General features: G+C 67.2%; 10 protein-coding genes. 1 reads left to right on the top strand and 9 read right to left on the bottom strand.

Features of this window, described 5'->3' with window-relative positions; all coding sequences use genetic code 11:
• Positions 1-133 precede the first annotated feature (133 nt).
• Complete coding sequence (gene scpA, locus KCI33_RS13685) at positions 134-2,266, bottom strand: methylmalonyl-CoA mutase (protein WP_212525362.1); 2,133 nt, start codon at positions 2,264-2,266, stop codon at positions 134-136.
• 101 nt (positions 2,267-2,367) lie between these two features.
• On the opposite strand from scpA, the gene KCI33_RS13680 reads away from it, so the two are divergent.
• Positions 2,368-2,844, top strand: coding sequence for a DUF4174 domain-containing protein (locus KCI33_RS13680; protein WP_212525361.1), 477 nt, complete (start codon positions 2,368-2,370; stop codon positions 2,842-2,844).
• Positions 2,845-2,928: 84 nt separating this feature from the next.
• Here the strand turns inward: KCI33_RS13680 and KCI33_RS13675 are convergent, their stop codons facing one another.
• The 8 genes from KCI33_RS13675 to KCI33_RS13645 form a co-directional block, all read right to left on the bottom strand.
• Positions 2,929-4,929 (bottom strand): acetyl/propionyl/methylcrotonyl-CoA carboxylase subunit alpha, encoded by a 2,001-nt coding sequence (locus KCI33_RS13675; RefSeq protein ID WP_212525360.1) that lies wholly within the window; start codon positions 4,927-4,929, stop codon positions 2,929-2,931.
• Positions 4,930-5,063: 134 nt separating this feature from the next.
• A complete protein-coding gene (locus KCI33_RS13670; protein WP_212525359.1) occupies positions 5,064-5,264 on the bottom strand; it encodes a hypothetical protein in 201 nt (66 codons plus the stop codon).
• Positions 5,265-5,496: 232 nt separating this feature from the next.
• The gene (locus KCI33_RS13665) at positions 5,497-5,856 is read right to left on the bottom strand and encodes a hypothetical protein (RefSeq protein WP_212525358.1); all 360 of its coding nucleotides are present in this window, start codon (positions 5,854-5,856) and stop codon (positions 5,497-5,499) included.
• Positions 5,857-5,922: 66 nt separating this feature from the next.
• Positions 5,923-6,054, bottom strand: a complete 132-nt coding sequence (locus KCI33_RS18055) for a hypothetical protein (protein WP_282960734.1) — start codon at positions 6,052-6,054, stop codon at positions 5,923-5,925.
• A 202-nt stretch (positions 6,055-6,256) separates the two neighbouring features.
• Positions 6,257-6,673, bottom strand: a complete 417-nt coding sequence (locus KCI33_RS13660; RefSeq protein WP_249139062.1) for a DUF6497 family protein — start codon at positions 6,671-6,673, stop codon at positions 6,257-6,259.
• Positions 6,670-7,413 (bottom strand): RidA family protein, encoded by a 744-nt coding sequence (locus KCI33_RS17925; RefSeq protein ID WP_249139061.1) that lies wholly within the window; start codon positions 7,411-7,413, stop codon positions 6,670-6,672. The genes KCI33_RS13660 and KCI33_RS17925 overlap by 4 nt, the downstream gene beginning before the upstream one ends.
• Positions 7,400-7,795, bottom strand: a complete 396-nt coding sequence (locus KCI33_RS13650) for a hypothetical protein (RefSeq protein WP_349252210.1) — start codon at positions 7,793-7,795, stop codon at positions 7,400-7,402. Before KCI33_RS13650 ends, KCI33_RS17925 begins: the two co-directional genes overlap by 14 nt.
• Entirely contained in the window at positions 7,765-9,297 is a 1,533-nt protein-coding gene (locus KCI33_RS13645) for an acyl-CoA carboxylase subunit beta (protein ID WP_212525357.1), read from the bottom strand. Before KCI33_RS13645 ends, KCI33_RS13650 begins: the two co-directional genes overlap by 31 nt.
• Positions 9,298-9,323 lie beyond the last annotated feature (26 nt).

Genomic DNA, 9,323 nt, shown 5'->3' with positions numbered 1-9,323 from the left:
GCAGTCGGGCGGGCTTGCCAATGGCCCGCGAGAGGCAAAAGACCCCCCGCCGGGCCACGAACGCGGCACGCAGAAAGGGGCAAGCTTCGCCTGCCCCTTCTTCTTGGCAAAAATACTCATGCGCGGCCGCGTATCAGGCGCGCGCCTCGGAGATCAGGCGCAGGATATCCTGCGCCGCCGCGGGTATGTTGGTGCCCGGTCCGAAGATCGCCTTGACCCCGGCATCGTAAAGGAACTGGTAATCCTGCTGCGGGATCACGCCGCCGCAGATCACGATGATGTCCTCGGCGCCCGCCGCCTTCAGCGCCTCGACAAGCTTCGGCGCCAGTGTCTTGTGGCCCGCCGCCTGGGAGGAGATCCCGACCACATGCACGTCGTTGTCGATGGCGTCCTGCGCGGCCTCCTCGGGGGTCTGGAACAGCGGCCCCACATCCACATCGAAGCCGATATCGGCAAAGGCCGTGGCGATCACCTTGGCGCCCCGGTCATGGCCGTCCTGGCCCATCTTGACCACCAGCATGCGCGGGCGGCGGCCCTCCTTCTGGGCGAAATCCTCCACCGATTTCTGGATCGCGGCGAAGCCCTCGTCGCCCTCGTAGGCCGCGCCGTAGACGCCGGCCAGCGTCTTGACCTCGGCCCGGTGCCGCCCGAAGGCCTTTTCCATCGCCATGCTGATCTCTCCTACCGTGGCGCGTGCGCGGGCGGCCTCGACCGCCAGGCGCAGCAGGTTGCCCTCGCCGCTTTTCGCGGCCCGTTCCAGCGCGGAAAGCGCCGCGTCGCAGGCGCCCTGGTCGCGGGCGGCGCGGGTGCGCTCGATCCGGGCGATCTGGGAGTCGCGCACCTTCTGGTTGTCGATCTCGAGGATCTCGATCGGGTCTTCCTTTTCCAGGCGGAACTTGTTGACCCCCACGATCACCTCGTCGCCGCGGTCGACCGAGGCCTGGTAGCGCGCCGCGGCCTCCTCGATGCGGAGCTTGGGCATGCCGGAAGCCACCGCCTTGGTCATGCCGCCCATCGCGTCGACCTCCTCGATGATCTTCCAGGCGGCCTCGGCCAGGTCGTTGGTCAGCTTCTCGACATAGTAGGAGCCCGCCAGCGGATCGACGACCTTGGTCACCTTGGTCTCGTTCTGCAGGATCAGTTGCGTGTTGCGCGCGATCCGGGCCGAGAATTCGGTGGGCAGCGCGATCGCCTCGTCGAAGGCGTTGGTGTGCAGCGACTGGGTGCCGCCGAGGACCGCGCTCATCGCCTCGTAGGCGGTGCGCACGATGTTGTTGTAGGGGTCCTGCTCCTGCAGGCTGACGCCGCTGGTCTGGCAATGGGTGCGCAGCATGAGCGACTTGGGGTTCTTCGGGTTGAACTCGCTCATGATGCGGTGCCACAGGAAGCGGGCTGCGCGCAGCTTGGCGATTTCCATGAAGAAATTGGTGCCGATGGCGAAGAAGAAGCTCAGCCGCCCGGCAAAGGCGTCCACGTCCAGCCCGCGCGCCAGCGCCGCCTTCACATATTCCTTGCCGTCGGCGAGGGTGAAGGCCAGCTCCTGCACCAGGTTCGCGCCCGCCTCCTGCATGTGGTAGCCGGAGATCGAGATCGAGTTGAAGCGCGGCATGTCGGTCGAGGTGTATTCGATGATGTCACTGACGATCCGCATCGAGGGCTCGGGCGGGTAGATATAGGTGTTGCGCACCATGAACTCTTTCAGAATGTCGTTCTGAATGGTGCCCGACAGCTGCGCGCGGTCGACGCCCTGCTCCTCGCCGGTGACGATGAAATTCGCCAAGATCGGGATCACCGCGCCGTTCATGGTCATCGAGACCGAAACCTGATCGAGCGGGATGCCGTCGAACAGGATCTTCATGTCCTCGACGCTGTCGATGGCCACGCCCGCCTTGCCGACGTCGCCCACCACGCGCGGATGGTCGCTGTCATAGCCGCGGTGCGTGGCCAGGTCGAAGGCCACCGACACGCCCTGCTGACCGGCGGCCAACGCCTTGCGGTAGAAGGCGTTCGAATCCTCGGCCGTGGAAAAGCCCGCATATTGCCGGATGGTCCAGGGGCGGCCGGCATACATCGTGGCCTTAGGGCCGCGGGTGAAGGGCGCCTGCCCGGGGACCGAGCCCATGTGCGGCAGGCCCTGCGCGTCCTCTTCGGTGTAGAGCGGCTTGACCCTGATGCCCTCCGGGGTCTCCCAGGTCAGATATTCCAGGGGACGGCCGCGAAGCTCCTTCCCGGCGATCTCGGCCCATGATTTCTGTTTGTCCGTCATCGGATCAGCTTCCTTCTGTTGCCCGGCCGCGGCACTTTCGCGCTCCCCGGCCTTCGCTTTCCCCCGGCCCGGTCCTATATTCCCGCAGAACAGGAGGGTTCATGAAAAGACTTCTCGTTGCAGTGGCGGCGCTGTGCGCCGCCGGTTCCGCATCGGCCACCGAGGCCGCCGCCCCGCCGACCGCGCCGGAGCGATGGCAAGCCGACCACACGGTCGTGTTCGAGGCCGCCGAGGCCGATCTCGCCGCCTTCCAGTGGCTCGCGCGCCCGGTGGTGGTCTTCGCCGACAGCCCGAACGATCCGCGCTTCACCCAGCAGATGGAGCTGCTGGCCGCCCGGCCCGAAGAGCTTGCGGCGCGCGACGTGGTAATCATCACCGACACCGACCCGCGCGCCATGTCCGACGTCCGCAAGCAACTGCGCCCGCGCGGCTTCATGCTGGTGCTGATCGCCAAGGACGGCACCGTCAGCCTGCGCAAGCCCTTCCCCTGGGACGTGCGCGAACTGTCGCGCGCCATCGACAAGATGCCGCTTCGCCAGCAGGAAATGCGCGAGCGCCACGCCCCCGCCCTGCGCTGAGCCCCCGCCCCACCCGCGCCGGGCCGCCCGGAAAACGGCGCCGTCCGGGTGGACCCGGCGGGATATGGCGCGGGAGAGAGCATCCTACTCGAACTCCATGATCACTTCGTCCACGGCCAGGCTGTCGCCGGGGCCGGCGTTGATCTTGGTGACGATGGCCTTGCGCTCGGCGCGCAGGATGTTCTCCATCTTCATCGCTTCGACGGTGCACAGCGCCTGGCCCTCCTGCACCTCCTGGCCCTCCTCCACGTCGATCTTCACGATCAGGCCGGGCATCGGGCAGAGCAGCAGTTTCGAGGTGTCGGGCGGCAGCTTCTCGGGCATCAGGGCGGCCAGTTCCGCCTGCCGCGGCGTGAAGACCTGCACCTTCAGATCCGCGCCGCGGGTGCGGATTCGGTAGCCGCCCGTGACCTTGCCCACCTTCAGCACCAGCGGCTCGCCGTCGATATCGAGCCGCGCCAGCGCGTCACCCGGCGTCCAGTCCGAACTCACGCGGTGCCGGGTGCCATCGGCGAAATGCACGGTCGAACCGTCATGGTCGGCCGCGATGGTCACCGGGAAGCTCTCGCCCTGCACCAGCACCACCCAGTCGCTGCCGACCCGGCGCTCGTGGTTATCCATCGTGCCCGAGATTCGGGTGCGCCGAATCTCGGCCACGCGGAACATCGCCGCCGCCGCCGCCGCCACCCGGTGCAGCGCGTCGCGCGGCAGGGTAACGCCGTCGAACCCGTCGGGGTATTCCTCGGCGATGAAGGCGGTGGTGATGTCGCCGGCCACGAATTTCGGGTGGTCCATCACCGCCGACAGGAACGGCAGATTGTGGCCGATCCCCTCCACCTCGAAGGCGTCGAGCGCGATCCGCATCTCCTCGATCGCGGCCTCGCGGGTCGGCGCCCAGGTGCAGAGCTTGGCGATCATCGGGTCGTAATACATCGAGATCTCGCCGCCCTCGAAGACGCCGGTATCATTGCGCACGGCGCGATCCGATTCCGCCTCCTCCGCCGGCGGGCGGTAGCGCGTCAGCCGCCCGATCGAGGGCAGGAAGTTGCGGTAGGGATCCTCGGCATAGAGCCGGCTTTCCATCGCCCAGCCGTTCAGTTTCACGCCTTGCTGGGTCAGCGACAGCTTCTCGCCGCCCGCGACGCGGATCATCTGCTCCACCAGGTCGATGCCGGTGATCAGTTCGGTCACCGGGTGCTCCACCTGAAGGCGGGTGTTCATTTCCAGGAAATAGAAGTTCCGCGCGCCATCGACGATGAACTCCACGGTGCCCGCGCTTGTGTAGCCCACCGCCTTGGCCAGCGCCACGGCCTGCTCGCCCATCGCGCGGCGGGTGGCCGCGTCGAGGAAGGGCGAGGGCGCCTCCTCGATCACCTTCTGGTTCCGCCGCTGGATCGAGCATTCCCGCTCGCCCAGGTAGAGGCCGTTGCCATGCGCGTCGCATAGCACCTGGATCTCGATATGGCGGGGCTGGGTGACGAATTTCTCGATGAAGATTCGGTCGTCGCCGAAGGAGCTGGCCGCCTCGTTCTTCGACGACTGGAAACCCTCGCGCGCCTCCTCGTCGGTCCAGGCGATCCGCATCCCCTTGCCGCCACCGCCGGCGCTGGCCTTGATCATCACCGGGTAGCCGATCTCGCGGCTGATCCGCACCGCCTCGTCGGCGCTTTCGATCAGACCCATGTAGCCCGGCACGGTCGAGACCCCGGCCTCCTGCGCGATCTTTTTCGAGGTGATCTTGTCGCCCATCGCCTCGATCGCGCTGGCCGGCGGGCCGACGAAGACCACGCCCTCGGCCTCCAGCGCCTCGGCGAATTTCCTGTTCTCCGAAAGGAAGCCATAGCCCGGATGCACCGCCTGCGCGCCGGTCTGGCGGATGGCGTCCATGATCTTGTCGATCACGATATAGGACTGGTTGGCCGGCGGCGGACCGATATGGACGGCCTCATCCGCCATTTCGACATGCAGCGCGTGGCGGTCCGCGTCCGAGTAGACCGCAACCGTCTTGATCCCCATCTTGCGGGCGGTCTTGATGACCCGGCAGGCAATCTCGCCGCGGTTGGCAATCAGGATCTTGTCGAACATTTCAGTCCCTTCCAGCATTGGGCCACGGGCCTTGCCCCCGGGCCAGAACAAACAAAAAAGCCACCCCGGCGCGGGTGCGCCGAGATGGCTGTCTCATGATGGGCGCGCGGGCTGCGCGCGCGACCGGGTTCAGATCAGCGGCAGACGCCCGCGTCGTCGCACAGCGCACCGCCGGCCGCGCCGACCGCGGCGCCGGCCGCGACGCTTTCGTCCAGAACATCGGCCACGACGGCACCCATGACCGCGCCGCTGAGCGCGCGTTCGCTGTCGGTCGTGCCGCAGGCCGCCAGCAGTGCCAGAGCAAGCGCGGCAGCGCCCAGTTTGAGGTTTTGCATTCCTGTCTCTCTCCGCAAGACGCCCCTCCAGAAAAAACCGGTCTGACCCGCGGGGGGCCAGACCAGGGGGAAGGGGAAGGGTAACGGTTGATGCGAACAGCAGCCCGGCCGGACCGGCCGAACCCCTGCCCGCGGCCCAGACTGTCGCAGAATGCGACGGCCGCAAAGGGCCAACCCGCCGGCCGGCGGACTTGGGCTGAATTTCGCCCAGAACGCGCGGCGCCGGGCAGGATCATGCCGATCCCTCCGCACCGAAAACCTCGGGAAAGCTGGCCCGCGCGCGGGCGATGTCGATCCGCAACAGCGCCTCGTAGCTTTCGGGGTCGAAGGGCTCCTCGGCGGGCACCACCTCGCGGCCGAACAGCCAGGACAGCCGGCCGGCGTCGAGGTTGCCGCGCTCGAACGGCTCATCGCCGAAATGTTCCCACAGCGCCTGCAGGAAGCCGGCGTCGGCCCGGCGGTCGGCCGGACGACGGTCGGCAAAGCGCTCGCGCGCGACCAGGGGCGTCGCCCCCTTCTTGTTCTCGCGCCTGACGGTGAACTGGTAGTCGGTGCCGGGCAGACGGCTGGGAAAGCCTCTGTGCTTCAGCATGACGCGCCCTCCCCGCTGCGGCGGCAGGGCGCTGTCGGGGCGGGAAGACCCCGCCCCAAAGCGAACTCAGTATTTGCTGTAGGTCGGCTCAGCCGTGACCGGCTCGGGCTCGACATAGACAACTTCTTCCTTTGCCGCGCAGGCAGCGACGAACGCCACCAGGGAAACGGCCAGCAGCGTCTTGATGCTCTTCGACATCTCGCACTCCATTCCTTTGTCTCGGCCGGCATGCGCGGGGCTGCCCCGGCCCGGCCCGTTCCGTTTGCGGCGGCCGCGGCGCGGCCACCATCGCTAAGCATAGACCATCGCGGGCCACATTCCCACGAAAACCGGCGCGTTCGGTGATTTCCCGCGCAGGCGGAACCACCTCCGCAATCCGATGCAACCCTCTGAACCATCGTCAAAACCCTTCCCAGATGCAGTGGCCGCCCTCGGGGCGGTAAGCCTCGAAGAACTGGGTGGCCTCGGGCGCGGCCTGCCCGAAGGGGACCACCCGGTCCGACAGCGAAATGATGATCTGCGACACCTGCGGACCCGGCTCGGCCAGCCGCGGCAGCGCGTAGCTTTCGCACAGGTGAAGCATGTCCGGCGCCGCCTCGGCAAAGCTGATCCGGCCGGTCTCGCGCGCGATCTCGGGCGCGAGGAAACGGAAGCGCGCGGTCAACCCCTCGGGGCCGGGCGCGCCGATGATCGTCTCGATCAGGCTGACCGGCTGACCCGAGGGCACCGCGATCGGCGCCTCGGACGGCTGCGCCGAGGCCGCCGCCGGCAGCGGCGCGGCCAGCAGCGCGAGGAGGATCGGCGCGCGGCGCGTCATGGCGCCTGCTCCGGCCGGCGCGCGAGGCAGTCGATTTCCACCAGCGCGCCCACCGCCAGCGCGGTCACGCCCACCGTGGTGCGCGCCGGCCGCCGGTCGGCGGGGAAATAGGACTGGTAGGCGTCATTGAACGCGGCGTAGTCGCGCTCGAATTCGGTGAGGTAGCAGCGGCACTGCACCACATGGCTCAGGTCCAGCCCCATCTCGCCCAGGATCAGGGCGAGATTGTCCATCACCCGCCGGGTCTGCGCCTCGATGCCACGCGGCAGGGCTGCGTCGGGGGCGTCGGGATCGGTAGGCATCTGGCCGGTCAATATGACCCAGCCTTCGGCCTCCACCGCATGGGAGAAGGGCGCGACCGGGCGTGGGCCCTTGGCGAAGAGATGGAACTCAGGTTCCCGCTGCTTCTTGCCTGCTGGTTTCGAGCGCACGTGCTGCCTTACCAGCACCGTTTCCACCACCTCTTCTGGCGTCAAGGCCTCGCGCGCCCTTATGAAGTCCGGGTCAATGTCCTCACCAGCAACGCCCCAAAAACCACGATCCAAATGAGAGAACAGTTCTGTTCCACGGAAATGGTCTGAGTCCTTGGCATGGTCGCCAATGGTACGCCGGACGATTGAGCGCCATGACGGCGAGAGTTCGCGCGTGGTCGTTTGCTCCAAGTACGCATAGAGGTCCTCGTGGCGAGCGGCACCGCCCAGCTCCATTATGGCCTCGTAGATATCATCAACCCAACGCATCGGACCCTTCCTTTCTGGCATGGGCCAGCCAGCGCGCGCGGCGCGCGGGGTCGGCCAGCAGGGCGGAGATGCGCGCCTCGGCCCGGACTTTGGGAAAGGTCCGGGCGTGCACCGCGCCACCCGCTCGGACTTTCAGTTGCGCGCCGTCCTCCTCGACGCGCACCACGGGGCTGAACCCGCGCAGGTGCCGCAGCGCCCGCCACAGATCCTGCCGGATCTGTTGCGCCAGCCGGGCCTTGCGGGCGGGCGGAAACATAGCCTCAGCCGCCACGTCGAAACGCGGCGGCAGCTGGCGCGCCAGCGTCAGCGCGCCCTCCTCCCGCAGGATATGCCAGCCAGCGCGCGCCATGATCACAGCGGCATGTTGTCGTGTTTCTTCCACGGGTTGCTCTGCTTCTTGCCGCGCAGCGAGGCAAAGGCGCGGGCCACCCGCCGGCGGGTCGAGCGGGGCTGGATCACCTCGTCGATGAAGCCCTTCTCCGCGGCCACGAAGGGGTTGGCGAAGCGGTCCTCGTAATCCGCGGTGCGCTTGGCGATCTTTTCCGGGTCGTCCAGTTCCGAGCGATAGAGGATCTCGGTCGCGCCCTTGGCCCCCATCACCGCGATCTGCGCCGTGGGCCAGGCATAGTTGAAATCGCCGCGCAGGTGTTTCGAGCTCATCACGTCATAGGCCCCGCCATAGGCCTTGCGGGTGATCACCGTGACCTTGGGCACAGTGGCCTCGCCGAAGGCATAGAGCAGCTTGGCACCGTGCTTGATCACGCCGCCGTATTCCTGCGCCGTGCCCGGCAGGAAGCCCGGAACGTCGACAAGCGTCAGCAGCGGGATCTCGAAGGCATCGCAGAAGCGGACGAACCGCGCGGCCTTGCGGCTGGAATCGATGTCCAGGCACCCGGCCAGCACCATCGGCTGGTTGGCCACCACGCCCACGGTCTGCCCCTCGATGCGGACGAAGCCGGTGACGATGTTCTTGGCGAAATCCTCCTGGATCTCGTAGAAATCGCCCTCGTCCGCGATCTTCAGGATCAGCTCCTTCATGTCGTAGGGCTGGTTGGGGTTGTCCGGGATCAGCGTGTCGAGGCTGTCCTCAATCCGGCCCGGATCGTCGAAGAACGGCCGCACCGGCGCCTTTTCGCGGTTGTTCAGGGGCAGGAAATCGAACAGCCGGCGCACCTCGATCAGCGCCTCGACATCGTTGTCGAAGGCGCCGTCCGCGACCGAGCTTTTCCGCGTGTGGGTCGAGGCGCCGCCCAGTTCCTCGGCGGTGACATGCTCGTTTGTCACCGTCTTCACCACGTCGGGGCCGGTGACGAACATGTAGGAGGTGTCGCGCACCATGAAGATGAAGTCGGTCATGGCGGGCGAATAGACCGCGCCGCCCGCGCAGGGGCCCATGATCACGCTGATCTGCGGCACCACGCCGGAGGCCATGATGTTGCGCTGGAACACCTCGGCATAGCCGGCAAGGCTGGCCACGCCCTCCTGGATGCGCGCCCCGCCCGAGTCATTCAGCCCGATCACCGGCGCGCCGTTCTGCACCGCCATGTCCATGATCTTGCAGATCTTCTGAGCGTGGGTTTCGGACAGCGAGCCGCCGAAGACGGTGAAGTCCTGGGAGAACACATAGACCATTCGGCCGTTGATCGTGCCCCAGCCGGTGACCACGCCGTCGCCCGCGGGCCGGTCCTCTTGCATGTCGAAATCGGTGCAGCGATGGGCGACGAACATGTCGAATTCCTCGAACGAGCCCTCGTCGAGCAGCAGTTCGATACGCTCGCGCGCAGTCAGCTTGCCCTTCTTGTGCTGGCTGTCGATCCGGCGCTGGCCACCACCGAGGCGGGCCGCCTCGCGGCGCGATTCGAGTTCGTTCAGGATGTCCTTCATCGGCGCTGATCCCCCAATTGGTTTTG

It is taken from the genome of Actibacterium sp. MT2.3-13A (genome assembly GCF_018139985.1).
Classification (GTDB): Bacteria; Pseudomonadota; Alphaproteobacteria; order Rhodobacterales; family Rhodobacteraceae; genus JAGSOU01.
This window is presented reverse-complemented; position numbering and strand designations above follow the sequence as displayed.

Bases quoted from the DNA above. Each gene is read 5' to 3' on its own strand.
- KCI33_RS17925 (WP_249139061.1), bottom strand. From the start codon at position 7,413: ATGCGTTGGGTTGATGATATCTACGAGGCCATAATGGAGCTGGGCGGT.
- KCI33_RS13660 (WP_249139062.1), bottom strand. From the start codon at position 6,673: ATGACGCGCCGCGCGCCGATCCTCCTCGCGCTGCTGGCCGCGCCGCTG.
- KCI33_RS13665 (WP_212525358.1), bottom strand. From the start codon at position 5,856: ATGCTGAAGCACAGAGGCTTTCCCAGCCGTCTGCCCGGCACCGACTAC.
- KCI33_RS13670 (WP_212525359.1), bottom strand. From the start codon at position 5,264: ATGCAAAACCTCAAACTGGGCGCTGCCGCGCTTGCTCTGGCACTGCTG.
- KCI33_RS13675 (WP_212525360.1), bottom strand. From the start codon at position 4,929: ATGTTCGACAAGATCCTGATTGCCAACCGCGGCGAGATTGCCTGCCGG.
- scpA (WP_212525362.1), bottom strand. From the start codon at position 2,266: ATGACGGACAAACAGAAATCATGGGCCGAGATCGCCGGGAAGGAGCTT.
- KCI33_RS13680 (WP_212525361.1), top strand. From the start codon at position 2,368: ATGAAAAGACTTCTCGTTGCAGTGGCGGCGCTGTGCGCCGCCGGTTCC.
- KCI33_RS18055 (WP_282960734.1), bottom strand. From the start codon at position 6,054: ATGTCGAAGAGCATCAAGACGCTGCTGGCCGTTTCCCTGGTGGCGTTC.
- KCI33_RS13645 (WP_212525357.1), bottom strand. From the start codon at position 9,297: ATGAAGGACATCCTGAACGAACTCGAATCGCGCCGCGAGGCGGCCCGC.